Annotated in this window: 29 protein-coding genes; 16 read left to right on the top strand and 13 right to left on the bottom strand. The window is 67.2% G+C overall.

The window, feature by feature from the left end; translation table 11 throughout:
- Positions 1–140: 140 nt before the first annotated feature.
- On the top strand, positions 141–350 hold the full coding sequence (locus VHP37_07635; protein HEX2826200.1) for a hypothetical protein: 210 nt from the start codon (positions 141–143) through the stop codon (positions 348–350).
- Here the strand turns inward: VHP37_07635 and VHP37_07630 are convergent.
- Positions 337–1,299, bottom strand: coding sequence for a tripartite tricarboxylate transporter substrate binding protein (locus VHP37_07630; protein ID HEX2826199.1), 963 nt, complete (start codon positions 1,297–1,299; stop codon positions 337–339). The genes VHP37_07635 and VHP37_07630 overlap by 14 nt on opposite strands.
- Positions 1,300–1,474: 175 nt before the next feature.
- Here VHP37_07630 and VHP37_07625 point away from each other — a divergent pair, with 175 nt between their 5' ends.
- The 5 genes from VHP37_07625 (at position 1,475) to VHP37_07605 (ending at position 5,948) form a co-directional block, all read left to right on the top strand.
- Complete coding sequence (locus tag VHP37_07625) at positions 1,475–2,326, top strand: TauD/TfdA family dioxygenase (protein HEX2826198.1); 852 nt, start codon at positions 1,475–1,477, stop codon at positions 2,324–2,326.
- Positions 2,327–2,334: 8 nt separating this feature from the next.
- On the top strand, positions 2,335–3,315 hold the full coding sequence (locus tag VHP37_07620; protein HEX2826197.1) for an Ldh family oxidoreductase: 981 nt from the start codon (positions 2,335–2,337) through the stop codon (positions 3,313–3,315).
- 78 nt (positions 3,316–3,393) lie between these two features.
- Positions 3,394–3,948, top strand: coding sequence for a cysteine dioxygenase family protein (locus VHP37_07615; protein HEX2826196.1), 555 nt, complete (start codon positions 3,394–3,396; stop codon positions 3,946–3,948).
- Between the two features lie 247 nt (positions 3,949–4,195).
- On the top strand, positions 4,196–4,999 hold the full coding sequence (locus VHP37_07610) for a class II aldolase/adducin family protein (GenBank protein ID HEX2826195.1): 804 nt from the start codon (positions 4,196–4,198) through the stop codon (positions 4,997–4,999).
- A 28-nt stretch (positions 5,000–5,027) separates the two neighbouring features.
- Complete coding sequence (locus VHP37_07605) at positions 5,028–5,948, top strand: ABC transporter substrate-binding protein (protein HEX2826194.1); 921 nt, start codon at positions 5,028–5,030, stop codon at positions 5,946–5,948.
- Here VHP37_07605 and VHP37_07600 read toward each other — a convergent pair.
- Positions 5,940–6,596, bottom strand: a complete 657-nt coding sequence (locus VHP37_07600; GenBank protein ID HEX2826193.1) for a class I SAM-dependent methyltransferase — start codon at positions 6,594–6,596, stop codon at positions 5,940–5,942. The two genes, VHP37_07605 and VHP37_07600, sit on opposite strands and share 9 nt — an antisense overlap.
- Before the next feature lie 66 nt (positions 6,597–6,662).
- On the opposite strand from VHP37_07600, the gene VHP37_07595 reads away from it, so the two are divergent.
- Entirely contained in the window at positions 6,663–7,898 is a 1,236-nt protein-coding gene (locus VHP37_07595) for a PQQ-dependent sugar dehydrogenase (GenBank protein ID HEX2826192.1), read from the top strand.
- Positions 7,899–7,941: 43 nt separating this feature from the next.
- Here the strand turns inward: VHP37_07595 and VHP37_07590 are convergent, their stop codons facing one another.
- Positions 7,942–8,682 carry a hypothetical protein gene (locus VHP37_07590; protein HEX2826191.1) on the bottom strand — a complete coding sequence of 247 codons (741 nt, stop codon included), beginning with the start codon at positions 8,680–8,682 and terminating at the stop codon, positions 7,942–7,944.
- 291 nt (positions 8,683–8,973) lie between these two features.
- Between VHP37_07590 and VHP37_07585 the strand changes: the two genes are divergently transcribed.
- From VHP37_07585 to VHP37_07575, 3 genes are all read left to right on the top strand, one after another.
- Entirely contained in the window at positions 8,974–9,918 is a 945-nt protein-coding gene (locus VHP37_07585) for a rubredoxin (GenBank protein HEX2826190.1), read from the top strand.
- A gap of 22 nt (positions 9,919–9,940) precedes the next feature.
- Positions 9,941–10,912, top strand: a complete 972-nt coding sequence (locus VHP37_07580; GenBank protein HEX2826189.1) for a tripartite tricarboxylate transporter substrate binding protein — start codon at positions 9,941–9,943, stop codon at positions 10,910–10,912.
- A 73-nt stretch (positions 10,913–10,985) separates the two neighbouring features.
- On the top strand, positions 10,986–11,768 hold the full coding sequence (locus tag VHP37_07575; GenBank protein ID HEX2826188.1) for a formate/nitrite transporter family protein: 783 nt from the start codon (positions 10,986–10,988) through the stop codon (positions 11,766–11,768).
- Between the two features lie 3 nt (positions 11,769–11,771).
- Here VHP37_07575 and VHP37_07570 read toward each other — a convergent pair whose 3' ends face one another.
- On the bottom strand, positions 11,772–12,740 hold the full coding sequence (locus tag VHP37_07570; GenBank protein HEX2826187.1) for a tripartite tricarboxylate transporter substrate binding protein: 969 nt from the start codon (positions 12,738–12,740) through the stop codon (positions 11,772–11,774).
- 118 nt (positions 12,741–12,858) lie between these two features.
- Between VHP37_07570 and VHP37_07565 the strand changes: the two genes are divergently transcribed.
- Together VHP37_07565 and VHP37_07560 are read left to right on the top strand one after the other, a co-directional pair.
- Positions 12,859–13,842 (top strand): tripartite tricarboxylate transporter substrate binding protein, encoded by a 984-nt coding sequence (locus VHP37_07565; GenBank protein ID HEX2826186.1) that lies wholly within the window; start codon positions 12,859–12,861, stop codon positions 13,840–13,842.
- 58 nt (positions 13,843–13,900) lie between these two features.
- A complete protein-coding gene (locus tag VHP37_07560; GenBank protein ID HEX2826185.1) occupies positions 13,901–15,643 on the top strand; it encodes a SulP family inorganic anion transporter in 1,743 nt (580 codons plus the stop codon).
- On the opposite strand, the gene VHP37_07555 is transcribed toward VHP37_07560, so the two are convergent.
- Genes VHP37_07555 through VHP37_07545 form a run of 3 tightly spaced genes read right to left on the bottom strand, consistent with a single transcriptional unit; the run spans position 15,598 to position 17,204 of the window.
- Entirely contained in the window at positions 15,598–16,341 is a 744-nt protein-coding gene (locus VHP37_07555; protein ID HEX2826184.1) for a CoA-transferase, read from the bottom strand. The two genes, VHP37_07560 and VHP37_07555, sit on opposite strands and share 46 nt — an antisense overlap.
- Positions 16,338–16,892 (bottom strand): CoA transferase, encoded by a 555-nt coding sequence (locus VHP37_07550; GenBank protein ID HEX2826183.1) that lies wholly within the window; start codon positions 16,890–16,892, stop codon positions 16,338–16,340. The genes VHP37_07555 and VHP37_07550 overlap by 4 nt, the downstream gene beginning before the upstream one ends.
- 3 nt (positions 16,893–16,895) lie before the next feature.
- Positions 16,896–17,204, bottom strand: coding sequence for a hypothetical protein (locus VHP37_07545; protein ID HEX2826182.1), 309 nt, complete (start codon positions 17,202–17,204; stop codon positions 16,896–16,898).
- Between the two features lie 90 nt (positions 17,205–17,294).
- On the opposite strand from VHP37_07545, the gene VHP37_07540 reads away from it, so the two are divergent.
- Positions 17,295–17,852 carry a cysteine dioxygenase family protein gene (locus VHP37_07540; GenBank protein HEX2826181.1) on the top strand — a complete coding sequence of 186 codons (558 nt, stop codon included), beginning with the start codon at positions 17,295–17,297 and terminating at the stop codon, positions 17,850–17,852.
- A gap of 27 nt (positions 17,853–17,879) precedes the next feature.
- On the opposite strand, the gene VHP37_07535 is transcribed toward VHP37_07540, so the two are convergent.
- Together VHP37_07535 and VHP37_07530 are read right to left on the bottom strand one after the other, a co-directional pair.
- Positions 17,880–17,966 carry a YfbK domain-containing protein gene (locus VHP37_07535; protein HEX2826180.1) on the bottom strand — a complete coding sequence of 29 codons (87 nt, stop codon included), beginning with the start codon at positions 17,964–17,966 and terminating at the stop codon, positions 17,880–17,882.
- A gap of 63 nt (positions 17,967–18,029) precedes the next feature.
- Positions 18,030–19,058 carry a tellurite resistance/C4-dicarboxylate transporter family protein gene (locus VHP37_07530; protein ID HEX2826179.1) on the bottom strand — a complete coding sequence of 343 codons (1,029 nt, stop codon included), beginning with the start codon at positions 19,056–19,058 and terminating at the stop codon, positions 18,030–18,032.
- A gap of 149 nt (positions 19,059–19,207) precedes the next feature.
- Here VHP37_07530 and VHP37_07525 point away from each other — a divergent pair, with 149 nt between their 5' ends.
- Complete coding sequence (locus VHP37_07525; protein ID HEX2826178.1) at positions 19,208–20,200, top strand: tripartite tricarboxylate transporter substrate binding protein; 993 nt, start codon at positions 19,208–19,210, stop codon at positions 20,198–20,200.
- A 72-nt stretch (positions 20,201–20,272) separates the two neighbouring features.
- On the opposite strand, the gene VHP37_07520 is transcribed toward VHP37_07525, so the two are convergent.
- The 4 genes from VHP37_07520 to VHP37_07505 all read right to left on the bottom strand — a co-directional run bounded on the left by VHP37_07520 (position 20,273) and on the right by VHP37_07505 (position 24,315).
- Positions 20,273–21,241, bottom strand: coding sequence for a tripartite tricarboxylate transporter substrate binding protein (locus VHP37_07520; GenBank protein HEX2826177.1), 969 nt, complete (start codon positions 21,239–21,241; stop codon positions 20,273–20,275).
- 34 nt (positions 21,242–21,275) lie between these two features.
- On the bottom strand, positions 21,276–22,244 hold the full coding sequence (locus VHP37_07515) for a tripartite tricarboxylate transporter substrate binding protein (protein HEX2826176.1): 969 nt from the start codon (positions 22,242–22,244) through the stop codon (positions 21,276–21,278).
- A gap of 167 nt (positions 22,245–22,411) precedes the next feature.
- Positions 22,412–23,386 (bottom strand): tripartite tricarboxylate transporter substrate binding protein, encoded by a 975-nt coding sequence (locus tag VHP37_07510; protein ID HEX2826175.1) that lies wholly within the window; start codon positions 23,384–23,386, stop codon positions 22,412–22,414.
- Between the two features lie 38 nt (positions 23,387–23,424).
- Positions 23,425–24,315 (bottom strand): DUF3014 domain-containing protein, encoded by an 891-nt coding sequence (locus VHP37_07505; GenBank protein HEX2826174.1) that lies wholly within the window; start codon positions 24,313–24,315, stop codon positions 23,425–23,427.
- Positions 24,316–24,572: 257 nt separating this feature from the next.
- Between VHP37_07505 and VHP37_07500 the strand changes: the two genes are divergently transcribed.
- Both VHP37_07500 and VHP37_07495 read left to right on the top strand, forming a co-directional pair.
- Positions 24,573–25,571: an ABC transporter ATP-binding protein gene (locus VHP37_07500; GenBank protein HEX2826173.1), complete on the top strand. Its 999-nt coding sequence runs from the start codon at positions 24,573–24,575 to the stop codon at positions 25,569–25,571.
- Positions 25,568–26,599, top strand: coding sequence for an oligopeptide/dipeptide ABC transporter ATP-binding protein (locus VHP37_07495; GenBank protein HEX2826172.1), 1,032 nt, complete (start codon positions 25,568–25,570; stop codon positions 26,597–26,599). The genes VHP37_07500 and VHP37_07495 overlap by 4 nt, the downstream gene beginning before the upstream one ends.
- Positions 26,600–26,614 lie beyond the last annotated feature (15 nt).

The raw sequence follows: 26,614 nt of genomic DNA, 5'->3' as shown, positions 1-26,614 counted from the left end.
CCCGGGAGCGGCGTTGCCGGGCTATCATCGCCGCATGGCGCGGTTCTTGCGAAAGCGCGCGCCTGCACCGCTTCGTGCGGTCGCGATGATACGTCCGATGTACGCTTCGTGGGAAATCGTCTGTCGATCGGGGAACGAACTTGAAAAAAAACACGCCGCAAGCGTCCGCGCCTGAGCTCATCGACTCGCGAATCGAAGAGCTGGGCGACTGGCGCGGCGAGATGCTCGCCCTCCATGAAGCCCGGAAGATCGATGAAAAGGCGCTGAAGGCGCTGATTCGCGCCGCAGTGATCTTGAACACGTCCCCGGTCGAGAAACGACCGACGAGGAAAACGCCTAGTCCGGCTTGATCCCCGCGTTGGCGATGATCGGCGTCCAGCGCGCGATCTCGCGCTTGATGTGCTCGGTGAACTGCTCGGGCGTGCTGCCCACGGGCTCGAGGCCGAATCCCAGCAGCTTCTCGCGCACGTCGTTCGCGTTCACGGTGCGTGACACCTCGGAACTGAGCTGGTTGACGATCGCCGAAGGCACGCGCGCGGGACCGAGCAGCCCGTACCACGTCGCGACTTCGAAACCCGGATAACCGAGCTCGGCGACGGTCGGTACTTCGGGCAGCGCCGCGGCGCGCTTCGCGGTGCTGACCGCGAGCACTCTCAGCTTGCCTGAGCGAATGTGCGGCATCGCCGCCGGCGCGCCGACGAAGGTGAGCTCGATCTGTCCGGCGAGCACGTCGGTGAGCGCAGGCCCGCCGCCTTTGTACGGCACGTGCACGATGTTGACGTGGGCCATCGACTTCAGCAGCTCGCCCGCGAGGTGCATCGTGCCGCCGCTGCCGGACGAGGCGAAGTTGAGCTTGCCCGGCTGCCGTTTCGCGAGCGCGATCAGCTCTTTCAGGTCCTTCACCGGCAGCGAGCGGTTGACCACGAGCGTCAACGGGCCGGTCGCCGTCATGGAGACCGGCGAGAAATCGTTGATCGGGTGATACGGCAGCGTCTTCGCGTGGAGCACCGAGTTCATCGCGTGTCCGGCGCTCACGCACACGAAGGTGTAGCCGTCGGGCGGCGACTTCGCCACCACGTCGCCTGCGACGATGCCGTCGTGTCCGGGCCGATTCTCGACGATGACGGTGCCGAACGATTCGCCCAGGCGCTGCGCGATGAGGCGCATCGGAATGTCGACCGCCCCGCCTGCGGCGAAGCCGACGATGACGCGCACGGGCTTGGCGGGGTATTTGGTCTGCTGAGCGATGGCGGGCGACGCGGCAAGACACGCGAGCGCCGCCCACAGTCCGATACGCATGATGAGTCTCCTCCTCGGAAAAATCTACGCCGTCGGTCGGCGCGGCCTGAAGGCCGCTACTCCCCGCGCAACGGCGCGCTTATACGCCTGGCGGCGCTCCTTTATATGCTAAGTTTAGACCGATAATCAGCAAACGGCTGCAGGCGAGGGCGCCTGCGCTACCGGAGGGTCCCCAGTGGCAATAGAAGTCATCCCGAGCGGAGACGCGCTCGGCGCGCGCATCGAGGGCGTCGATCTCACGCGTCCGCTCGACGACGCGACGTTCAACGCCGTGCGCGACGCGTTCTACGAGCACCAGGTCGTGTATTTTCGCGGCCGGCAGCTTTCCGACGAAGATCACATCCGCTTTTCCCAGCGCTTCGGCGAGCTGCGCAAGCTCAAGTTCGACCAGGTCCGCGCCCCGTATCCGGAGATCTTCGTCGTCTCCAACATCATGGAGGACGGCAAGTACATCGGCGCCTACGATGCGGGCATCTACTGGCACACCGACGGTGCGTATCTTGCGAACCCGCACGCGATCTCCGCTCTGCGCGCGCTCGAAGTGCCGGTGCAGGACGGCCGTGTGCTGGGCGACACGGCGTTCGCCAGCATGAGCGCGGCGTATGACGCGCTGCCGGACTCGATGAAGAAGCGCCTCGAAGGCCTGAAGGCTTTGCAGAGCATCATCTACCGCCATCAGAAGACGCTGAACGAAGGCCGCAAGAAGGAGTACACCGCCGCGATCAAGGCCGATCCGGAGGCGATCCACCCGGTCGTGCGCGTGCATCCGGTGACGAAGAAGAAGTGTCTGTACGTGAGCGAGGGCTATACGGTGAAGATCATCGGGCTGCCCGAAGACGAAAGCCGCCAGCTCATCGCGGAGCTCACGAGCCACTGCACCAAACCCGAGTTCCAGTACCGCCACAACTGGCGGGAAGGCGACCTGGTGATGTGGGACGACTGCTCGACCCAGCACAAGGCGACGTTCGATTACGCGCTGCCGCTGCGGCGGTTGATGCATCGGACGACCGTGATCAACGGTTTGTAAAAGGCTCGATGAAGCTCTCGATCGAGGAGGCGACCGATCTCGCGGTGCGCGGCCTCGTGCGCGCGGGCATGAAGCCCATCGCCGCGCGCATCGTCGCCGACCATCTCGTCGACGCGAACCTCTGCGGGCACGAGTTCTCGAGCCTCCCGCGCGTGCTCGCGCTCGCCGCGGAGCTCTCGGAGAAGCCGCCGCCGGGCGAGATCCGTATCGTGCGCGAGACGCAATGCTCGGCGGTGATCGACGGCGGCGACAACGTGGCGTACGTCGTCTCGCTGTATGCGATCGACAAGGCGATGGAGATCGCGAAAGAAAGCGGCGTCGCGGTCGTGGGCGCCCACAACACGTGGTTCAGCGGTCGGCTCGCTTATTACGTCGAGCGTGCGGCCCGGCGGGGGTTCGTCGCGATGCACACGACCAACACCACCGCGCGCGTCGCGCCTTTCGGCGGCATCGACCGATTGATGGGGACCAATCCTGTCGCGATCGCGTTCCCGAGCCAGGACGAGCCGCTGCTGATCGATATCGGCACCTCCGCGATGACATGGGGTGACGTCGATCTCGCGCGCACCAAGGGCGAGCCGCTGCCGCAGGGCGTGGCGGTCGATCCGCAAGGCCGGCCGACGCTCGATCCCGCCGCCGCGCTCGAGGGGGCTTTCCTCGCCTGGGGCGGGCAGCGCGGCAGCGCGCTGTCGCTCGCGGTGCAGGCGCTGGGCGTGCTCGCCGGCAGTGCGCCGGTGATCCACGGCGTGGGCAACTACGGATTGTTCTTCCTGGTCGTCGATCCGCACGTGCTCATGGACCGCGACGAGTTCACGTCGCGCGTGTCGGAGCTGAGACGATCGATCCAGGCCAACCGCCCGCAATCGAGCGGTTCGCCGGTGCGCGTGCCGGGCGACGGGAGCCTGCATCGCCGCAAGGCGCGGCTCGCGGAAGGGTTCGTCACCGTCGACGACCGCGTCTACGAACGCCTGCTCGCCCAGGCCCGTTAAAATCCGGGTCAGAGTCGGATTTTCAGCAAAGCGGTTGACCGTAAATCCGACTCTGACCCCAATTGATCGGAGGGCGCCATGTTCGACAGGGATCGCTTCATCGAGGACTGCCGCGCGGCGATCAAAAGCGCCGACGCGCAGGCGCAGATCCGCGAGCTCGTCGCGCGCGCGGTGAGCGAGCCGCCGCAGGTCATCCGTGCTCTGGGGGAGCCGACGCGCTCAGGCGTGGAGACGCTCTATCGCGGCGACGACCTGACGATCCTCAACCTCTCGTGGGGACCGCAGATGTTCATGCGGCCGCACGATCACCGCATGTGGGCCGTGATCGGGATCTACGGCGGCACCGAGCTCAACACGTTCTTCCGGCGCGCGGAGCAGGGGCTCGCGCAGCACGGCACCAGGGAGCTCGGGGTCGGCGACACCGCGCCGCTCGGCGCTTCGATCATCCATGCCGTGCGCAACCCGCTCGACAGCATCACCAGCGCCATCCACGTCTACGGCGGCGATTTCTTCGCCACGGCGCGCAGCGAGTGGGACGCGGCGACGCACGTCGAGCAGCCCTACGACGTCGCGCACACCCTCAAGGCGTTCGAGGACGCGAACGCGCGGCTGGCCGAGCTGCGTCCACGATAGGAATCGTCATTCCCGACCCGCGGCAGCGGGACCGATCGGGAATCCATTTTGAATGGCTAGCAGGTCAAGATGGATTCCCGCCTTCGCGGGAATGACGTCGTTCTTCGTGTCCTTTGCGGTTCATCTTTTTGCTTTTCCTCTGCGCACCTCTGCGTCCTCTGCGGTCAATAACGCCTTTACCTCCCGATCCGTATAGAATCGTCCCGCGATCCCGCATCCGCCGTCCGACCAGAGAGGAGTCCACTTAATGAACGCTCCACTGACGCTGAAGACCACCCCGACGATCGATTGCTCTCCCGAGGAATGGGAAGCGCGCGTCGACCTCGCCTGCCTCTATCGCATCGTGTCCCATCTCGGCTGGCACAAGAGCATCATCTACAACCACATCTCGATGCGCGTGCCCGGACCGGAGACGCACTTCCTGCTGAACCCCCTCGGGCTCATGTACACCGAGATCACTGCGTCCAATCTGCTCAAGGTCGATCTCAAGGGGCGCAAGGTCAATCCGTCGCCCTACCCGGTGCACACCGCGGGCTTCGTGGTTCACAGCTCGGTGCATCGCGTGCGCGAGGACGTGAAGTGCGTGATTCACACGCATTCGAATGCCGGTGTCGCGGTGTCGTGCCAGGAGCAGGGCCTGCTGCCGATCAACCTCGGCTCGATGGGTCTCTACGACAAGATCAACTATTACGATTGCCAGGGCGTGACCAACGAAGCCGACGAATGCGAGCAGATCGCCGCGGCGCTCGGCGACAAGAACGTGCTCATCCTGCGCAATCACGGCCTGCTGACCTGCGGCAAGAACGCGGCCGAAGCGTTCAACCTCATGCGCCGGCTCGAGAGCGCGTGCGAGGTCCAGATCATGGCGCAGTCGGGCGGCGCGAAGCTCTCGATGCCCCCGATGAACGTCGTCGGCAAGACCACGCAGCAGACCACGATGACCATGGACCAGAACGCCGACGCCAAGGGCGAAGCGGCCGACGGCCCGTCGATGCTGTGGGCGGCGGTGCGCCGCTGGATGGCGCAGGTCGATCCGAGCTACATGTCGTAAGGAGCAGGCGCGGCGCCCGGCAGTAAAGATGAAATTAACGCTGATCGAAAACTTCCGGGCGCTGTTCTACGCCCCGTTCTACGCCGCGCTCGAGCTCGGCGCGTATCGCGCCGAGGGTCTCGACGTCGACATGATCACGCCGGAAGGCGCGGCGCGAAGCATCGAGATGCTCGCTGCCGGCACGGGCGAGGTGTCGTGGGGCGGACCGTTGCGGGTCATCCTCGCGCACGACAAGGACCCCGCGTCCGACACCGTCGCGTTCTGCGAGGTCGTCGGGCGCGATCCGTTCTTCCTGATCGGGCGCGAGCCCAATCCGTCGTTCAGCCTTGCCGATCTCCTCGGCAAGCGCGTCGGCATCACCACCGAAGTGCCGACGCCGTGGATCTGTCTTCAGCGCGATCTGCAGCTCGCCGGGATCGATCCGTCGACGATCACGCGCGGTCCTCCGCGGACCATGGCCGGGAACTCGGAGGCGCTGCGCGCCGGCGAGGTCGACGTCATCCAGCTCTTCCAGCCGTATGCGCGCAACGTCCTCGACGACGGCGCGGGCCACCTCTGGTATGCAGCCGCCAGCCGCGGCCTGTGCTGCTACACCACGCTCAACACCACGCGGCGCTTCATCCGCGAGCACCCGCAAACCCTGCTTGGCATGACGCGTGCGATCTACCGCACGCAGAAGTGGATCCATGCGCATTCGGGCGCGCAGCTCGCGGCTGTCGTGGCGGCGTATCTCTCGCACGTGCCGGCCGGCGTGCTCGCGCGATGCTTCGACGAGTACAAATCGCTCGGCGTGTGGAGCCGCGACCCGAGCGTCAAGCGCGCGGGCATCGAATGGAAGCGCGACGCGATGCTCGAGACCGGGACGATCAAACAGGGGCTCGAGTACGAGGATTACGTCGATCCGAGCTTCGGCGAGTCGGTCGTTCGCGAGGACCCGCCGTCAATCTGACGTGCTGAATTCGAGCAGCCAGTAGTAATCGAGCGCGGTATAGCCGACTCGCGAGGCGAGGCCGGCGAGCTCCTCCCGCAGCTCCGCTTCAGTGGGGAAGTTCTTGAGCACGAGGTGCTCCGAGCCGTCGTCGAGCCGGCGCTTCTGGAACGTATTGCCGTCGGCGTCGGTGTGCGCGAGCGGCGTGCTGCTGCCTTCGACGTAGAGGTTGTCGAGCACGACGACGACCGCGCCGGGTGCGAGCGCCTTGCACAGCGATTCGACGAACGCGCGCCGCTCCCGGCGCGGGATGTGCGACCACCAGAAGCCGGCGAATGCGCCGTCGAAGCCGCGATGCTTCGCGAGCGCGGCGTGCACGTCGGCCGCTTCGAAAGTCACGCGCCCCGGCGGATAGGGTTTGGCGCCGGCGATCTCGAGCGTCTCGGGATTGATGTCGACCCCGACGATGCGGCGCGCACTCGGCGCGATGACCGCGGTCCAATAGCCGGTACCGCACGCGATCTCGAGCACGTCGCGGCCCGCGAGCAGCGGCGGGATCGAGGTGCGCAGCTTCGCCAGATCCCGCTGGCGCTCGGGCTTGTCGTAGACGCGCTCGTATTCCGCGGCGCGCGCGGCGTAGTACGCAGGAAGCGTCGAAGCGGACGGCATAATGGGACTGTAACAGCGCGGACTGCTTCTTGCAGCCTTTCCGCCTTTTCAAAAACGAGAGCACACATGCGCCTGCACCTTGCCATCCTGCTCGCAAGCCTCGCGGCTCTTGCCGCATGCAGCGAGCGCGACATGCCGTCGTCCGTAGGAACCGCGTCGGCGGCAGCGTCCTGCCGGCCGATCGAGACCCGACCGCCCAATGCCCCCGAGCAGCGTCCGGCGTTTCCCGGGCAGACGCGCGTCTGCGGAGTTCGATCGCACGTCGCGTTTGACGTGGTCGTCCTCACCGACCGTCTCGACACGCCGTGGTCGGTCGAGCCGCTGCCCGGCGGCGACCTGCTGGTGAGCGAAAAGCCGGGGCGGCTGCGCATCGTGTCGGCGAAAGGCGAGATCGGACCGCCGATCTCGGGCGTGCCGAAGGTCGACGACCGCGTGCAGGGTGGCCTGCTCGACGTCGCGCTGAGCCCGCAGTTCGAATCGGATCACACCATCTTCTTCAGCTTTTCCGAGCCGCGCGAAGGCGGCAACGGCACGAGCGTCGCGCGCGCGGTGCTGTCGGCGGACCGGCGCAGCCTTTCCGACGTGCGCGTGATCTTTCGCGTGACGCCGACCTACCCGGGCGTCGGGCATTACGGCTCCCGGCTCGCGTTCGGTTCGGACGGCATGCTGTACGTCACGACCGGCGAGCGTTCCGATACGCGGATGCGCAAGTACGCGCAGGACCTCGGCAGCACGCTCGGCAAGACGGTGCGCATCGCGCCCGACGGTTCCGCGCCGAAAGACAATCCGTTCGTCGGCAGGAAAGGCGCGCGGCCGGAGGTCTGGAGCTACGGGCATCGCAACATCCAGGCCTCCGCGTTCGATCCGCAGGGAAAGTTCTGGATCGTCGAGCACGGCACGCAGGGCGGCGACGAGCTCAACCTGATCCAGAAGGGGAAGAACTACGGCTGGCCGCTGCAGGCGTACGGCGAAGAGTACTCGGGCACGCCGATCGAGAGTGCGGCGACCGCGCGCGAAGGCATGGAACAGCCGGTGTATTACTGGGACCCGGTGATCGCGCCCTCGGGCGCGCAGTTCTACACCGGTGAAGCGTTTCCCGCGTGGCGCGGCAGCCTCTTCGTCGGCGCGCTGAAGGAGCAGCGGCTGGTGAGGCTGGCGATCGAGGGCGATCGCGTCGTCGGCGAAGAGCATCTGCTCACCGACCGCCATCAGCGCATCCGCGACGTGAGACAGGGACCGGACGGCTTGCTGTACATCGCTACGGGGGGCGGGCAGATCTGGAAGCTCGTGCCGCGCCACTGACAAAAAAACACCCGCCGAAGCGGGTGTTTTTCATGACGCCGGGTTAGTGCTTCGACCACGGCGCGTTGCGATGGCCTTTGGCCTTGCCCTGGCCGTGTTTGCCCGGACCGTCGCTCATGTCGACTTTGGAGCCGACCGCGCCGCCCGCGCTGGACGAAGTGCCGCCGGCGCTCGCTGCCGCACCGCCGATCGCGCCGCTCGACACGCCCGGCACCGCGCTCATGCCAGGCAGGTTGCTCGAGCTGCGGTTACGGTCGCGGCTGCGGCCGGATCGCACGTCGGCGCTCTGCGAAGCGTTGGTGTTCTGCGAAGCGGTGGTCGACTGGTTGGTCGTTGCGCTCGTGTCCATCCGCGCGCGGTTGTCGTCACCGCGCAGCCGCGCGTCCGCCGCGACGCCGGTCGCCGCGCCCGGATTCACGTACTGCTCGGGATTGGTCTGCGCCGCCTGGCTCGCGTCGGTGGACTGACGTGCGCGTGACGCGTTGTCGCTGCTGAAGGTCCCGCTCGACTCCACGCCAAGGTTCTGCGTCGCGCCGGTATTCTGCGACGCGCTCGTCGACTGGTTGGTCGTCGCGCTCGAGTTCAGCCGTACGTCGTTGCCGCTACCCGAGACGCCGATGTCGGACTGCACGCCGGTCACCGCACTCGGATTCACCGATTGCAACGGGTTGGTCTGTGCGGCCTGGCTCGCATCGGTGGATTGACGAGTCTGTGCGAAGCCTGCGCTGCTGAGTGCTGCGAAGATCGCAGCGGCGATGACGCTCTTGGAATGTTTGCGAATCATGGGAACATCTCCTTCCTCGTTGTCGAAAACTACACGAGGAGAGGTGCAGGTGGCATGCCCCTAACGGGCCTTGTTGCCGCAAGGAGACGCGCTGAGTTGTAACGAGATGTGTGCTTTGTAAAAGGATGTTACGGAGGGGCCCGATGGGAGCGGTGATGCGGTTTTTTCGATGCGGACGCCGGGTTTGCGCGCCGAACCCCGTCCACATTGTGAGTGGCTGACGCAGCGATGCCTGCCGCACCGCGACAGACATGACTACAATACGCGCCTGCGACCCAAGGAGACTCCCCAATGCCGCTGATCAAGGCGTACGACGAGATCGAGAACCCGCGCATCCAGCGCAACCTCGCGAACGGCCACTTCGCGTGGCGCAGCGACTTCATCAAGCGTCCCGAAGACAAGAGCGTCGACACGCCGATGGCCTTTCTCGCCGAAGGCTCGGCCCACCGCGTGCTGCGCGCACACTTCCACGAAGTGGACCAGTTCCAGGTGATGTACAACGGCGCCGGCACGCTCGGCAAGCACGATGTCGGTCCCGGCGCAGTGCACTTCTCTCGCGCGTACACCCCTTACGGTCCGATTGCCTACAGCGAGAAGGGGCTGGGCTTCATCACGTTGCGCGCCCATCGCGACCCGGGTGCGCAGTATCTGCCCGACAGCCGCGAAGTGCTCGACAAGGTCGAAAACCGCACGCCGTGGCAGGTGACGGTCGCCCCCGACTTCGACTATCTGCCGGGTGAGCGCGGCGTCACGATGAAAGCGCTCGAAGGTCTCACCGGACACCACGACGGGCTCGCGGGGTGGTCGGTCAAGATGAAGCCGGGCGTCAAGGCGTTCGCGCCCGATCCTTCCAAGGGCGACGGGCAGTACATCCTGGTGCTGAAGGGCGGGGTTCAGCACGATGGCAAGCTCAAGAAAGATCTGACGATCATCTGGGTCGGCAAGAACGAAGGCCCGTTCGAGCTTCAGGCCGGCCCCGAAGGCATGGAAGGCCTCATCCTCAACTTTCCCGTTCCCGGCGGCGGCCGGCCCGAAGAAGCCAAGGTCGTCGCGGCCGATGCCGACGGCGAGTACAAGACCTGGCAGTGCATCCTGTGCGCGTTCGTGTACGACGAAGCCGCGGGCATGCCGGATGAAGGCATCGCACCCGGCACGCGCTGGGCGGACGTGCCGGAATCCTTCGGCTGCCCGGACTGCTCGGCGACGAAAGCCGATTTCGAGATGATCGAGTTCTGATCGGCCTCGCGTGCGTAGCCGCATGCGACTGACCGCTGCGAGCGCCGCCGTCGCGTGCGCGCTCGCAGCCGCTCTGCCGGCTCATGCCGGCGAGCAAGGCTATCCCACGCGTCCGGTACGTCTGGTGGTTGCGCTCGCCGCGGGCGGACCGACCGACGTCGTGATGCGCCTCGTCGCCGCCAAGCTCTCCGAGCAGATGGGGCAGCAGATCGTCGTGGACAACCGTCCCGCGGTCGGCGGCAGCGTCGCGGGCGAGATCGTGTCGAAAGCGCCGCCCGACGGTTACACGCTGTTCGCCGGCGCGAACGGCACGATCGCCATCGCGCCCAATCTTTTCACCAAGCTGCCGTTCAGCGTGAGCCGCGACTTCACGCCGGTCGCGCTGATCGGCAACAGCCCGCTCGCGGTGATGGTGCACCCTTCGGTCCCGGCGCAATCGATGAAGGACCTCATCGCGCTCGCCAGGCGCGCACCGGGCGCCATCAACTACGGCTCGTCGGGGCAGGGCGGCACCGGGCACCTCGCGACCGAGCTGCTGTGCATGATGGCGGGCGTGAAGATGACGCACGTGCCGTACAAAGGCGCGGGGCCGGCGCTCATCGGCCTGGTCGGCCGCGAGATCCAGCTCATGATCTCCGGCCTCGCGTCGGGTCTGGCGTACATCAACCAGAAGCAGGTGCGCGCGCTCGCCGTGACGAGCGCGAAGCGCCTGCCGCAGGTGCCCGACGTTCCCACGGTCGGCGAGACGGTGCCCGGTTACGAGGCGGGCTCGTGGTACGCGATCCTCACGCGCGCGGGCACGCCGCGCGCGATCGTCGAGAAGCTGAACCGCGAAGTCGCGACGGCGATCACCGCCCCTGACGTGAACGGCAAGCTCGTCGCCGGCGGCGTCGATCCCGAGCCGCTCACGCCGGAGCAGCTCGGCGCGAAGATCCGCGCCGAGACCGAGCGCTGGGGCAAGGTCGTGAAGGCCGGAGGCATCAAGCCGCAGTAGACCGGCTATTGGACCAAGGGCCACATGCGCGGGGGCGCTTGCGGGTTTAGCCTCTCGCGCTGGAGGGCCCGCAATGGACCGAGTCCACGTCGAGAAAGCCGCGCACGCCGGCGCATTCAAGGTCGGCCTCCTGCAACGCGACATCGCCCGCTACGTGCTGCGTTCGATCGGCGGCGGGGCCGGGCTCACGATCGTGGTGTTCGCGTTCTGGTCGCTCAACCACAACCTCGCCGACATCTCGCTCGGCAAGGCGATCGCGGCGGCGTTCTTCGGCGTCGGCCTGACGATCATCGTCTTCACGAACACCGAGCTGTTCACCAGCAACAACATGTATCTCACCGTCTCGTCGAGCGAAGGCCGCACGAGCTGGAAACAGACGGGACTGTTGTGGGCGGTGTGCTGGTTCGGAAATCTCGCGGGCGCGCTGTTCGTCGCGCTGCTCCTCCTCGGCGCGGGCTCGCTGCAGCTTCCCGCCGATCACGCGCTGTTCGAGGGCGCGCTGCACAAGGCGCACCAGTCGGCGAGCGTCATCTTCTTTAAAGGCATCCTCGCCAACTGGATCGTGTGCCTCGCGGTGCGCATCGCTCTGCGCTGCAAGGAAGAGACCGCGAAGATCCTGATCCTCGTCTCCATCGTCTTCATCTTCGTGTATCTGGGCTTCGAGCACTCGATCGCCAACATGGGGACGTTCTCGATCGCGATGCTCGGCGGCGGCGCGCTCACCGCGGGCGAGGCGCTGCACAACCTCCTGTGGAGCACGCTGGGCAATGTCGTCGGCGGCGTCGTGCTCGTCGGGCTGCCGTTCACCTACCTCAACCCGCGCGAGCGCGAAGAGCAGCTGGGCGGTTCCGAATAGGCGCTACTCGGGCTTGATCCCGGCGGCCTTGATGACCTTTGCGTAGCGGACCGTGTCGCTGCGGATCAAGTCGCGGAACTGATCGGGCGTGCTCGTCACCGTGTCGATGCCCGAGGCCGCGAGCTTGTCCTTCACCTCCGGCGACGACACTGCCTTGTGGATCTCGGTCACGAGCCGGTCGACGATCGGCTTGGGCGTGCCGGCGGGCGCGAGGATGCCGTACCACTGCACCGATACGAGGTCGACGCCCTGCTCGCGCGCGGTGGCCACGTCGGGGAGCACCGACAGCCGTTTCTCGGTGAGCACGCCGAGCGGGCGGACCTTGTGAGACTTCACGATCGGTATCGCCGGCGCGATCGCGAACGTGCCGAAATCGACTTCGCCGGTCGCGCACGCGAGCAGTCCCGCGACGTTGCCCTTGTACGGCACGTGCACCATCGAAAGACCGTACATGCTCCTCAGGAGCTCGGTCGCGAGATGGTTGCCGGCGCCGAGCCCGCTCGAGCTGAAGTTGAGCTTGCCGGGATTGCGCTTGGCGAGCGCGATGAACTCGTTGAGGTTCTTCGCCGGCACCGAGTTGTGCACCGCCGTCACGTAATACATGTTCGCGACGAGCGACAGCGGCTGCAAATCCCGCAGGGCATCGTAGTTGAGCTTCTTGTACATCGACGGCGAGAGCGAGATCGACGGCGGCGTGAGCACGATGGTGTAGCCGTCCGGAGGCGCTTTCGCCGCGAGCTCGAGGCCGAGGTTCGACGTCGCGCCGGGGCGGTTGTCGGCGATCACCGGCTGCTCGAGCTGCTCGCCGAGCTTCTGGGCGATCGTGCGGCCGGCGATGTCGGTGGGCCCGCCCGGCGGGAACGGCAGGATGAAGCGTATGGCTTTGGTGGGGTACGTCTGCGCGAGCGCGGTCGGAGACGCGAATGCCGCGAGCGCGGCGACCGTGCAGGCGAATCCAGACAATGCTTTCATCGATTCCTCCTCGGTGGGGCACCGTCGGCAGGCGCGGTGCTTGGAGGCATCTTACGCCTATGCTCAAATCGGGGCCTAGCGGCAATCGATGCCGCAGCCGACGAGGAGGAGCCACTGCATGTCCATGCTGCACAGGTCGTGTCTCGCGCTGTCCGCACTGTTCGCCGCGTCGCTGTATCCCGCCTTCGCCTCCGCGGATACGCTGGGACTGCCGGCCAAGCCGGTACGCATCATCGTCCCCAACGCGGCGGCGGGTCCCAACGATCTCGTCGGGCGCCTCATCGCCCCCAGGCTCTCGGAAACCCTGGGCCAGCCGGTGATCGTCGACAACCGGCCCAGCGCCAACGGCGTGATCGGCTCGGAGCTCGTCGCGCGCGCGGCGCCCGACGGCACGACGCTCGCCGTGGGCAACAGCGGCACGCACGCCGTCAACGCGACGCTCTACAAGAAGCCGAGCTACGATCCGATCCGCGATTTCGCGCCGATCACCGAAGTCATCTTCGCCCCGCTGGTCCTCGCCGCGAACCCGTCGGTCGCGGCCGCCAGCGTGAAGGACCTGATCGCCGAAGCGAAGCGGGCTCCGGGCAAGCTCAACTTCGCCGTCGCCGGCGCGACCGGCGAGATCGCCGGCAACCTGATCAAGCTGCAGGGCCAATGCGACATCACCAACGTGCCGTACAAAGGCGGGGCGCCGGCGATGCAGGCGGTGATCGCCAACGAGTCGCAGCTCGTCCTGACGCTGTACTCGAGCCTCAAGGGCGCTTTCGACGCGGGGCGTCTCAAGCCGCTCGGGGTGACGAGCGCGAAGCGCGATCCCCAGATCCCGAACGTGCCGACGATCGCCGAGAGCGGTCTGCCGGGCTACGAGGTCGAGTTCTGGGTCGGCGTGTTTGCGCCCGCCAAGACCCCGCCCAAAGTCGTCCACGCGCTCAACCGCGAGATGGTGCGCATCATCAACCTGCCGGACGTGAAAAAAGGCTTCGTGAACGTCGGCTACGAGGTCGTCGGCGACAGTCCCGAGCATTTCGCGCAGCGTGTCAAGCGCGACACCGACAAATTTCGCAAGACCATCCTCGATTCGAAGATGCAGCAGCTCGATTGAGGCTGTAAGGTTCGGGCGGCGCGGCCGGTCTGATTTCATTCCGCTATAAAATACCGAAGTGCTGACCGGTTCCGCCGCCGCGCCCAACGTCCGGGCGCTGCTCCTGCGATTCCTCCCGTTCCTCGCCTGGTGGCCGCGCGTCAACCGGGTGAGCGTGCGCGCCGATCTCATGGCGGGCGCCACGGGCGCGCTCATCGTGCTCCCTCAGGGTGTGGCGTTCGCGACGATCGCCGGGATGCCTCCCGAATACGGGTTGTACGCCGCGATCGTTCCGACCATCATCGCGGCGCTGTTCGGCTCGAGCTGGCACCTCATGGCCGGGCCGACGACCGCCACCTCGATCGTGATCTTCTCGACCATGAGCGCGGTCTCGTCGCCGTTCTCCAACGAGTACGTGCAGCTCGTGCTCACGATGTCGCTCATCGCCGGGTGCATCAAGCTCACGATGGGGCTGATGCGCCTGGGGGTGCTGGTCAACCTGGTGTCGCAGACCGTGATCGTGGGGTTCACGAGCGGGGCGGGAATCCTGATCGTCGCCGGGCAGTTGCAGTACTTCCTCGGCCTCTCGATCCCGCGCGGCCTGGGCTTCGGCGAGACGCTGCGCTTCATCGTGCTGCGCGCCAACGACATCGATTGGTACATCGCCTCGGTCGCCGGCATCACTCTGCTGGCCGCGTTGGGGCTCAAGCGGCGTTACCCGCGATCGCCGTACCTCATCGCCGCGATGGCGGCGGGCGGCGTGTATGCCTATCTCCTGCGGTTCGTGCCGGGCTTCTCGGCGGCGCACCACATCCCGACGCTGGCGACGCTGCCGGGGCCGGTGCCTCACTTCGCGCCGCCGCGCATGTCGTTCGAAGTGCTGCGCAAGACCATGTCGCCGGCGGTCGCGGTCGCCATCGTCGGACTGACCGAAGCGATGTCGATCGCGCGCGCGATCGGCGCGCGCTCCGAGCAGCGCATCAACGCCAACCAGGAATTCATAGGGCAGGGGTTGGCGAACATCACCGGCGCGTTTTTCTCGGCGTACGCGGCGAGCGGATCGCTGAACCGCAGCGGGCTCAATTACGAGGCGGGCGCGAAGACGCCGCTGTCGGCGATCTTCTCGGCGGTCTTCCTGGTGCTCGCCCTCGTCGCGATCGCGCCGCTCGCGCGCTACCTGCCCGAGGCGGCCATGGCGGGCGTGCTGATGCTCGTGGGCTGGGCGTTGATCGACTTCAGGTACATGCGCAAGGTGCTGCGTGTAGGACGCTCGGAGACGATCGTGCTGACCGTCACGCTCGCCGCGACGCTCTTCGGCGACCTTGCGTTCGCGATCTATCTCGGGGTGATCCTGTCGCTGATGCTGTACCTGCTCCGCACGTCGCATCCGCACGTGTTCAGGTCGGCGATGGACGCGGCTTCGTACGAGGGACTGCGCGAGGTGCTGGGTCTGCCGCCCGGCGACCGTCCGACACAGTTGATCCGGATCCGCGGCTCGATCTACTTCGGCGCGGCGCAGCACGTGCTGGAATCGCTGCTCGACCTCGCCCTGAGCGCCGACAGCCCGCCCGACGTCATCGTCGACCTGAGCCGGGTCAACTTCATCGACACGAGCGGCGCGCGCGTGCTGGCCGAAGTCGCGCTGAGGGTGCGCCGCGGCGGCGCCTCGATGTATCTCTGCGGGGTCAACAACGACGTGCGCCACGTGCTCGTGCGCAGCGGGCGCATACGCGAGATCGGCCGGCGCAACGTCGTCGCCGCGCCCGCGCCGCCGCTCTATGCCGTGACCGCGCCCAGCGTCGCTGCCGCCCAGGACGCGTAGGTACCGGTGTCGATCATCGTGCTGCGTACGTGGCCGCGCAGCGTCGAGAGCTCCTCTTCGGTCGGCGCCGGGGTGGGCGGCGGAACTGTCGAGCCCACGTCGAAGCCGGTGTTCTCGCGTATCTCGTCGAAGCTGTAAGGCGCATGGATCGATTCGAGGCGCAGGCTGGCCGACGCGCGGTCGAACGCGAACGTCGCCTTCGGCGTGATCACCTTGCTGGGCCCGCCGAGCCGCACGGTCTCCGGCGGGCTGCTGCCTGCCGCGGAGATGAAATCCACGCGCTCGACCAGCGAGCGCCGCGTGTGCTCGGTGCGGAAGACGACCGTGCGCCTCGCGGCGTAGTAGATGAGGCCCCCGCCGTAGCCGCCGGGGAAACGCGCTTTCGGGTGGTCGGGATCGGGGCCGAGCTGGTGCAGGTTGTAGTTGCCGTGGCGGTCGATCTGCACGCCGCTCACGAAGAAGAGCCCGAGCTCGCCGCGCTGCGCGAGAAAGTGGAACTGGCGCGACGTCGCGAACGGCCTGAACGAGGTGTTCAGGATGATGAGCTCGGCGTCGGGTGAGTGCAGCGCCTTGGCGAGCAGCAGCGCGGCCGCGGGTATGTGCGACAGCGCGCCGCACGCCGACACTTCCCCGTCGCGCACCTCGCGCGACATGAGCACCGCCATCAGCTCGGAATCGTTGCAGTCGGGGCTCGTCACGTCGTGTGCTCCGGCGCTGCATGGGGCACGAAACGCGCGAGGTATTCGTCGTGGTCGCGCACGTCGAACACCTGCCGCTTCAGATACGCCTCGAAGGACGCGTCGTCGCGCGATGCGGCGACGTACTCGCGCAGCGCCGCGGCGTCGGGCGTGTAGCGGCGCGTCATCCCGCCCGGATATGCGCCGTATGGCGCGTGCACCACCGCATCGACGAGGATCGACGGGATGAACGTGCCGACCGCATTCGCTTCGGTGACGCGGTCGACGATCTCCTCGGCGGTCACCACGACGTGCGCCGAGGCTTCTGCGAGGATGACCGCTTCGGCGTCGTAGCCGCACGAGACGTTGCCGTGGCGGTCGGCCTTGTCGACGTGAAACACCGCGACGTCCGGCCGCATCGCTTTCGCGACCACCGTGACCTTGCCTTCGCCGAACGGATCCGGTGCAAGCACCATGTCGTCGCGCCGCTTGAGCAGATCGGTGCCGACCAGTCCGATCACCGGCACGTAAGGCACACCCATAGACCCAGCCTGGGCCTGTGAAAAGAGCACCCCTCAGGTGTTGTCGAGCGCCCTCACGCGCTCGCCGAGGACGTAGCGCGCGAAGTTCGGTCCGGTGCGCGCGAACTCGCCGAGCGTCACGCTGCACGTATCGACTGCCGCCACCGCGCCCGCGCCGACCAGGAAATCGATGTTGAGCTCGCCGCCGACCACGCCGATCACGCGTAAGGAGCGCACGCGCCGGCGCACGAGCTCGCGCAGGAACGCCATCGGCGAGCGCGTGAGGTTCGCGCTCATGACGAGGTGCGCGCCGTCTTTGACGCACGCGGCCGCTTCATGGAGCGGCTGGAGCTTGCTGCGCATGGCTTTCTCCGTAGAGCTGGACACGCGTCCGATTCTATCGCGGCCGGCATCGTGTCAAACTGCGGCACACGAGGAATGGAGGAGGTCCGTATGAAAGTTCACGAGCTGGTCGCGCGGTGCGCAAAGGCGGTCGAAGCGGACGATCCGATGGCCTCGGCCCGTGCGGTGCTCGAAGCGCTCAAGTCCGACGTCGGCGCGATCGACCGGGCGCTCGCCTACATCCCCGGCACCGGCGGCAACGCGCGCCAGGTGTTTTACCGCGCGCCCAACCTCACGCTCCTCAAGGTGTGCTTTCCGCGCGGCCGACGCACGCCGCCTCATGACCACGGCACGTGGGCGACGATCCTGCTCCTGTCGGGCGAAGAGAAGAACACGCTGTATCGCCGCGAGGACGGAAAGCTGCGCCGCGCCGGCGAGGCGACGCTCACCGGCGGATCGATCCTGTCGATGCGGCACGACACGGTGCACGTCGCCGAGTGCCTCAGCGAAGCGCCCGCCATCGGCCTGCACGTCTACGGCGCCGACATCTTCGAGCGCCCGCGGCTGATGTGGAACCCCGAGACGCTCGAAGAGCACGCGCTCGACTGGACGGTGTACGAGCGCTTCGCGCAGGCCGCATCGCGGGCGGCCGGCGCGCCGCTGGCGTAGCGCGCGATCATCGGGAGGCCGGGGCGCTCAGGGTCTGCGCCCTGCGCGGTACGCGCAGACCAGGGCAGGCTTGAACTCGACCTGCAGCTTCACGTCGTCCGCGATCGGGAACAGCGTGGAGCCGAGCGCTGCGGAGAGCGCCTTGCGCGCTTCCAGCAGCTTTGTGGCGGAAAATGATCATTGCGTGCGAAAGCGGCGGGCGAGGTCGAGCGCAAGACCGAGAAACGCGGCCGACCATGCCGCGAGCGCGACGTACAGGAACGCGTGAGGGACGAACTCCAGGAAGTCGAAGCGCATGGCGACGTTCATCTCGTGCGTCGCGACCGCGTACATGCCCAGCGGAAACACCGCGCCCCAGTACAGCGGGTCGTAGCGCAGCGGGAAGCGGCGGTAGACGTAGCGCCAGACGCCGAGGACGAGCAGCATGGGGATCCACCACGTGCCGGTCGCCCAGTAGAGGATCGTGAAGCCTTTGAGGAACGGCAGCAGCGCGGAGAGGAAAGGCGCGTCCGGCGCGTTGGTCATCAACAGCGACCCGGCGAGCGTGGAGATCGCCATCGCGCCCATGTTGATCCAGTACGGCGGGGCGAGGTCGCCCGGCGCGAGCCGGAAGAAGGTGTAGCGGTAGAAGATGAGCGACATCATCCAGATGTAGAGCATCCCGCCCCACAGCCACATCGACAGCGCGAGGAAGTTGATCTCCAGCCGATGCGGCTGATCGACGTGCGGCGAGAGGAGGGCGCTCAGGACCGCGATCGACTGCGTCGCGACGACCGAGAGCAGCCACGCGCCGCTGATGCCGCGGTCGAGCGTGGGTTTCTCCTCGCGGACCGTGAAGCCGGCGAAGATCGTGTACGTGAGCAGGACCCACAGCGCGATCGCCACGCCCCACAGCACCAGCGCCGCGCCGTAGCTGCCGCCGATCACGATGCACTGGCTGCCGAGCACGCTCGTCGCCGCGACGGTCGTGAAGAACCCGCTCCCGCGCAGGTGGTCGATCATGTCGCCGAAAAAGCGCCGCGGATAGAGCACGGCGCGCGCGATGGTGAGGAGCCACAGCGCGGCATAGGCGGCGACGGCGATGGCGAAGAGGGCGGTCGCGATGGGCGGCGCGCCGAGCAGGTGCGCGGCGATGGAGACGATGCCCGTCGCCATCACCAGTCCGAAGTACGCGGGCGAGAGATCGGCGAGACCGCTGGTTTTCATGGCGCGCGATCATCGCACGGTTCGGGCGCCGCGATCAAAACGCGAAGAGCCTGGAGTGCACTCCAGCGTTGTGTGGGGCGAAACATAGGTTTAGCGTAGGAAGCCCGCATGCCGGACGGACTGCGGACGCCAAAACGAGGAGGCTCCACATGAAGCGTGCACTCAGCATAGGGCTCGCAGTGGTTTGCACTTTCGTTTCGACCGCGCACGGCGCTGCGTCCGCGCCGGCCAAGCCGGAGAGCTACCCGACGCGCCCGATCCGCGTCGTCATCGCGCAATCGCCGGGCTCGTCGATCGACACCATGAGCCGCGTCGTCTTCACCAGGATGAGCGAGCTCATCGGCCAGCAGCTCGTCATCGACAATCGCACCGGGGCGGGCGGCACCATCGGCGGCGGCATCGCGGCGCATGCGGAGCCCGACGGCTATACCCTGTTCGCGGCCGCCACGGCGTCGCAGGTGATCGGGCCGCAGATCTACAAGAAGGTCACCACGTACGATCCGTTCCGCGATTTCCAGCCGATCTCGCAGTTCGCGATCACCCAGAACGTGATCGTGGTCACGCCGTCGACGCCGTTCAACAGCCTGAAGGAGCTCGTCGCGTACGCCAAAGCCAATCCGGGCAAGCTGCGGTGGTCCAACGCGGGGACCGGGTTCCAGAGCCACCTCGCCGGCGTGCTCTTCACCCACATGGCGGGTATCGACGTGCTGCACGTGCCTTACAAGGGCGCCGGGCCTTCGCTCAATGCGGTGATGTCCGGCGAGGCGCAGGTGAGCTTCGTGCCGGCGCCGTCGGTACTGGGCCACGTGCGCGCGGGGCGGCTGCGCGCGCTCGCGGTGGGCGGTGAGAAGCGGGCGGAATCCGCGCCCGAGCTGCCGACGGTGATCGAGGCGGGCGTTCCGGGATTCGTCTCGTCCGGGTGGGCCGGCCTGATGGCGCCGAGCAAAGTGCCCAAACGCGTCACCGACAAAGTGCGTGCGACGCTGCATGCGGCGGTGAACGATGCCGCGACCAACGCCGCGTTGAAGAAGGTCGGCGCCGAGCCCGTCGTCGGCAGCGCGGCCGACTTCGCCGCGCTCATCAGGAAAGACTGGAAGAGCTTCGGCGACGCGATCCGCGTCGCCAACCTCAAGGCGAACTAGCGAAAAGATCCACACCGCTCCTTCGGGCGCAACTGCGTGCTTAAGCGCCTGGCGGCGCTACATGCAATTCTTTCATTGCGGCTGGTAGCCGATCGCCTTCACGAGCTTCCCGTACTCGGCGGACTCTTTACGGATCCGGGCGCTCACCTGCTCGGGCGTATTGCCGATCGGCTCGAGACCCTGCGCGAGGATGGTGTCGCGCACCGACGGCGTCTGGAGCGCCTTCACGATCTCGTCGTGCATCTTCCTGAGGATCGGCTTGGGCACCCCGGCAGGAAACGCGAAGCTGTGCCAGGTCACGTTCTCGTAGCCGGGAAAGCCCTGTTCCGCCACCGTCGGCAGGTCCGGTAGCACCGGATTGCGCTTCAGCGAGGTCACCGCGAGCGCGCGAACCTTGCCGTTCCTGATGTTGGGAACGGCGATCAGCGGGTTCTCGACGAAGAACTGCACCTCGTTGGACAGCAGCGCCATCTGCGCCTGCCCCGTGCCCTTGTACGGGATGTTGACGAGGTTGATCCCCGCTTCCTTCTTGAAGCGCTCGGTCGCGAGCAGCGGCCCGGCGCCGGTCGTGGCGAAATTGAGCTTGCCGGGCATCGTCTTGGCGAGCGCGATGAATTCCTGCAGCGTGCCCGCCTTGATCGTCGGATTGATGACGAAGATGTTCCCGCCCAGCGTGAGCTGGGTGATCGGCTGGAGTTCCTTCAGGGGATCGTAGGGCAGCTTCTTGTAGACGTGCGGGTTGATGGTGTAGCCGCTGTAAGCCGCCATCAGCATGGTGTAGCCGTCGGGCGTCGAGTGCGCGCCCATCTCGAAACCCACGATACCGCCGGCGCTGCCGCGGTTGTCGGGGACGATCTGCTGCCCGAGGTTCTCGGACAGCTTGGTCCCCACCAGGCGCGACAGGAAGTCGCTGGGTCCGCCCGGGACGAAGGGGATGATGAGTCGGATGGGCTTGGTGGGATACACCTGCTGCGCGGCGCCGAGACCGGCTGCCGGGAACGCCAGGAACAACGTGCTTGCGACTACGGCGGAACGCATCATTGTCTTCTCCTTATGGTCGACTGCCTGCGCGCCGCTATTGCTGCGGCACGCCGAGCTGCTTGACCAGCCTGGCCCATCTCGTTCGCTCGCCCTTCATGAAGGCGGCCGCCGTGTCGGCCGGCATGACGTACATCTGAAATCCCTGCTCCATGATGCGCTTCTGCGTGTCGGGCTGCGCCAGCGCGGTGGCGAGGGCGCCGCGCAGGCGCTTGAGCGCGGCCTGCGGCGCACCGGCGTTCGTGCACAAGCCCTGCCACGAGACGACCTCGAAATCGGGCAGGCCCGATTCGGCGACGGTGGGCACGTCCGGCAACTGCGAGTCGCGCTGCTTGGACGTGATGGCGAGCGTGCGCACCTTGCCGCTGCGCGCCGACGACAGAACCGCCGGCACGGTCGAGGTCATGGCCTGCACCCGTCCGGCCATGAGATCGAGCAGGCCGGGCCCTACGCCCTTGTAAGCGATGTGCACGAGGTCGATGCCGGCCTGCATCTTGAAGAGCTCCATGGACAGCTGCGGCGAGGTGCCGATGCCCGCGGACGCGTAGTTGAGCTTGCCGGGACTGGCCTTGGCGAGCGCGATCAATTCAGGGAGCGTCTTGGCCTGAACCGACGGATTGACGCTGAACGCGTTGGGATTGCTCGCGATGAGACCGAGGGGCGCGAAATCGCGTTCGGCGTCGTACGGGAGCCTCTTGTAGAGCGCGGGGCCGACCGCGAGCGAGGCGATGTTGCAGGAGAGCAGCGTGTAGCCGTCCGGCACCGCGCGCGCCGCGATCTCCGCCCCGACGGTATTGCCGGCCCCGGGGCGGTTGTCGACGACGATCTGCACGCCGAGGATCTCCGACAGCGACTGCGCGACGACCCGCGCGAGCAGGTCGGACGCGCCCCCCGCGCCGGTGGCGACGATATAGCGGATGGGTTTGGCCGGGTAATCCGCGGCCTGCACGTCTGCAACGAACCGTCCTGCCAATGCGATGAAAACGACAAAGCAGAGGCTTCTCATCGTCGGTCCTCCTGTCCAGATCGATCACGCACCAAAAAGGTGAGTCTTCGCCCGTGAGTCGCGACGGCACAGTCCAGAAATCGTCGTGCGCTTGTGGGCCGTAGCACGCGGCTCGGCCCTGATGCGTAAGACCGGGCGAGCCGCGCGATCCTGTCAGGAAACCTCGATCAGTCGGCGGTCAAACCGAGGCCGTTCACCACCTTGCGCCACAGGGCGATCTCGGCGCGGATCTTCTTGTTGAGCGCTTCGGGCGTGCTCGCCTCCGGCACCATCCCGGTGGCGTCCAGCCGCGCCTTGACGTCCGGCAGACCGAGCACTTTCGCGGTGTCCGCATTGACGCGCGCGATGACCGTCTTCGGCGTGCCGGTCGGCACCACCAGCGCATACCACGCGCTGGTGTCGTAGCCCGGAACCCCGGCTTCGGCGACCGTCGGCAGGTCGGGCAGGAACGGCGAGCGCTGCGCCGTGCTGACGGCAAGCCCGCGCAGCCGGCCTGCCTTGAGCTGGGTGATGCAGGACGGCGTGGTGGTGAAGCCCACCTTCGCCTCGCCCGCGACCAGCGCCGTCACCGACGGTCCCCCGCCGCGATACGGCACGTGCAGCATATTGGTGCCGGTCATCGACTTGAAGAGCTCGCCCGCGAGGTGGGGACCGCTGCCGACGCCGGACGACGAATGACGCAGCTCCCCCGGGTGCGCCTTGGCGAAAGCCACCAGTTCCTTGATCGAGGTCGCGGTTATCGACGGATTGACGACCACGACATAGGCGGTGCTGCCGAGATGCGTGACCGGGACGAAATCCTTCACGAGGTTGTAGCCGAGCTTGCGATAGAGCGTGGCGTTGACCGTGTGCGTGCCGGTCATCAGGAACCAGGTGTAGCCGTCGGCGGCCGACTTCGCCGCGAGCTCCGCGCCGATGTTGGCGCCGCCCCCGCCGCGGTTGTCGACCACGATCTGCTCGCCCAGCGCTTCGCCGAGCCGGTTGCCGATGGCTCGCGCCATGGTGTCGGTGCCGCCTCCGGGCGGAAACGGAACGATGAAACGGATGGGATGAGTCGGATATTGCGCCTGCGCCTGCGCGTGCGCCAGGCAGGCGACTCCCGAGAGCAGACAGCAAAGCGAGGCACGATACGCATGTTTCATGGTTCCTCCTCGTGGTTGCGCCGAAGCGGCGCCTAAGCTCATCGCATGTCGTTCAACCCTTTCCGTGCGGTCGTCAGCTCGCGGCGGATCTCGAGCAGCTTCTGCTTCAGGACGGCCGCGTTGTCGGGCCCCACGCGGAGCATGACTTTCTGCCCCGCGGAGCGCGCCTCGAGATCGGGATCCGCGAATTCATAGAACACGCGCGGCCGCACGAGCAGAACGGGCGAAGACGGTTGCGGCGCCGCCAGCATGTCGTCGATCGCCTCGACGAGGCGATCGTTGAAATAGCGTCCGGGGTAGCCGAGGTCTTCGTAGGCGCGCTGGAACAGCGGATAGAGGCGGGTGTACGCCGCCACCAGCGCTTTCGCGTCGATCGATCGGGCGAGCGCGACGTACGGCGCATAGCGGCGCGCGTTCGCGTTGGCGATCGTCGGGCCGCGCGGGCTGGCCGTGGTTTCGAATGCGCCGCGCGTGGGCTTGACCGGCCTCATCCTGAGCGGCGCTTTGTGCCGCGGCAGGTTGTCCACGGTCGCGACGATCCTGCGCACGATCGAATCCGGATAGAAGAGCTCCGCGAGCCGCGCTTCGCCGAAGAGCATCGCCAGCGCATGGAGCAGCGCCGGGTCGCTGTCTTCGAGCCGCGGCAGCGCCTGTTCGGGCTCGGCGGCGATCGGATAGCGCACGGCGGGCTCGGCAGGCGCAGCGGGCGGTGCCTCGCTCGCGCTCTGAGGCGGCGGCTGCGCGGGCGGGAGCTCGGCCGGCAGAGGTTCGGGCTGCGAACGGTAGAACAACAGCACGGCGATGCAGCATACCAGGATCAGCGCCGGGATCGCCGCCCAGAGCAGCGCCGATCGGGGGCTCGAGCGCTCGCGGCGCGGCGGCGTCATCAACGCCTCGGGAGCGCTGTCAGGTGCAAGAAAAGGGTCCATGGCGTCTCTCCCGGATGCGCGCGCGAGGCGCGGCGTTGCTCCACAGCATTAGACCGGCGCCGCGGCGGGTTGCTTACTCGCGCAGCGCGCGACCAGGCCATTTTTGTCCGCCGCACCCGTACAGGACTCTGGTCCACGCTCCGCAAGTAACTGCGCCAGCGCCTGACAGGTTTTTTCCCGGCCGACGGTCTCTAGCTTCACCCATCGCGTCCTGCCGCGCGCTCACAAGAGAACGACCTTCGAGGAGATTTGCCGGCGTGCCCGTGCTTCTGGAAGCCGAGGATCTTCATACCGAGTTCGAGACCGTGGCCGGCGTCGTGAGGGCGGTCGACGGCATCTCCTATACGGTCGACGAGGGCGAGACGGTCGGCATCGTCGGCGAGTCCGGCTGCGGCAAGTCGATCAGCGCGCTCTCCATACTCCGGCTCATTCCCCAGCCGCCCGGCCGGATCACGCAGGGACGCGTGCGCTTCGAAGGGCGCGACCTGCTGGCATTGAGCGAAGCCGAGATGCGGCAGGTGCGCGGCGGCCGCATCGGCATGGTGTTCCAGGAGCCGATGACCTCGCTCAATCCGGTGCTGACCATCGGGCTGCAGCTCTGCGAAGCCATGGAGCTGCACCTTTCGCTCACGCGGGAACAGGCACGCGCTCGCGCCGTCGAGCTGCTCGGACTCGTCGGCATCTCCGAGCCCGAGCGGCGCCTGCGGCAATACCCCCATCACCTGAGCGGCGGCATGCGCCAGCGCGTGATGATCGCGCTCGCGCTGTCGTGCAAGCCGAAGCTGATCATCGCCGACGAGCCGACCACCGCGCTCGACGTGACGATCCAGGCGCAGATCCTCGAGCTCATGAAGGACCTGACCAAGCGCTTCGGCGTGGCGCTGGTGATCATCACCCACAACCTCGGCGTGGTGGCGCGCTATGCGGACCGGGTCAACGTGATGTATGCCGGCCGGATCGTCGAGAGCGGCACCGCGTCGCAGATCTATCACCACCCGGTGCATCCATACACGGTCGGGTTGCTGCGCAGCGTGCCGCGCCTCGACCGGCCGCGCACCAGCCGGCTGATTCCCATCGACGGACAACCGCCGGACCTGAGCCGCCGCATCCGGGGCTGCGCGTACCGCCCGCGCTGCGCCTACGCGGTCGAGCGCTGCGCGCACGAAGCGCCGCTGCTCGAGCCGGCGGGCGAGGGCCACGTCTGCGCGTGCTTCGAGAAACAGCGGCTCGAGCGCTTGCTGGAGGAGGCGTCGTGAACGCCTTCACCGGTGCGATCTCGTTCGGCAACGTCGCGGAGATCGCGCCGGCGCCGCGGCCGCTCCTCGAGGTGCGCAATCTCAGGATGCACTTCAGCGTGGACGACGGGGTGCTCTCGCGCAAGTCGGCGTCGGTCGTCAAGGCCGTCGACGACGTGAGCTTCAGCATCCGCCGCGGGGAGACGCTCGGCCTGGTCGGGGAGTCGGGCTGCGGCAAGACCACCACCGGTCGCTGCATCCTCAGCCTGGAGCGGCCGACGTCCGGCGAGATCGTGTTCGACGGGCAGGACCTCGGCAAGCTCGACCGCACCAGCCTCAACGCGATCCGCGAGCGCATGCAGGTCATCTTCCAGGACCCCTACAGCTCGCTCAACCCGCGCATGAAGATCGGCGACATCATCGGCGAGCCGATGAAGGTGCACGCCATCTGCAGCAATCGCCGCGAGCGCACCGAGCGCGTCGCGGAGCTGCTCGGGCTGTGCGGCCTGTCTCCGGGATTCATGGACCGCTACCCGCACGAGATGAGCGGCGGGCAGCGCCAGCGCGTCGGCATCGCCCGCGCCCTGTCGCTGCGCCCGCAGTTCATCGTGTGCGACGAGGCGGTCTCCGCGCTCGACGTGTCGATACAGGCGCAGGTGATCAACCTGCTCGAAGACCTGCGCGAGCGCTTCGGCCTGTCGTATCTGTTCATCGCGCACGATCTCTCGGTGGTGCGTCACCTCTGCCATCGCGTCGCGGTGATGTACCTGGGACGGCTGGTGGAGCTCGCCGATACCGACGAGCTCTTCGGCAATCCCCTGCATCCCTATACCCAGGCGCTGCTCGAGGCGGTGCCGGTGCCCGACCCCGACATCGAGCGACAGCGATCGCATCGGGTGATGAAGGGCGAGGTGCCGAGCCCGATGAACCCGCCCAGCGGATGCGTATTCAACCCGCGCTGCCCGAACGCCGTCGGGGAGTGCGCGCAGCACGTGCCGGAGCTGCGCCAAGTGAAGACCGGGCACTGGGTGGCGTGTGCCCGAGTATGACCGCCGAACGAGGAA

This window comes from Burkholderiales bacterium, assembly GCA_036262035.1.
GTDB lineage: Bacteria > Pseudomonadota > Gammaproteobacteria > Burkholderiales > SG8-41 > JAQGMV01.
Note: the sequence above shows the minus strand (reverse complement) of the source record. Positions and strands in the feature narration are given on the sequence as shown.